Source organism: Pseudomonas kielensis (assembly GCF_014236655.1).
GTDB lineage: Bacteria > Pseudomonadota > Gammaproteobacteria > Pseudomonadales > Pseudomonadaceae > Aquipseudomonas > Aquipseudomonas kielensis.
This window is the reverse complement of the sequence record NZ_JACMYG010000111.1, coordinates 1-387: the sequence shown is the minus strand read 5'-3', so window position 1 is coordinate 387 and position 387 is coordinate 1. Positions and strand designations below refer to the sequence as shown.

1 protein-coding gene is annotated in these 387 nt (G+C 69.8%); it reads left to right on the top strand.

The features are described from left to right. On the top strand, positions 1-387 hold a 387-nt coding region (vgrG, locus tag H7995_RS28240), incomplete at both ends, for a type VI secretion system tip protein VgrG (RefSeq protein WP_185819338.1).

Here is a 387-nt window from a genome sequence, read left to right as displayed (position 1 = left end):
CCTGCATGCCGCCCGCGACCGCAGCCTCGAGGTCCGTTTCCAGGCCATTCCCTACTCGGACAGCGTGTGCTTCCGCCCGCCGGTGCCGAGCAAAACGCAGATCGCCGGCACCGTCCCTGCGCGGGTCACCAGCAACCGGGCCAACGACCCCTACGGCCACATCGACCTCGAAGGGCGCTACAAGGTCAACCTGCTGTTCGACCGCGACAGCTGGAAGGCCGGCGAAGAAAGCCTGTGGCTACGCCTGGCCCGCCCGTACGCCGGCGACACCCACGGCCTGCACCTGCCGCTGATCGCCGGCACCGAAGTGGCCATCGCCTTCGAACAGGGCGACCCGGACCGGCCCTACATCGCCCACGCCCTGCACGACAGCCAGCACCCCGACCT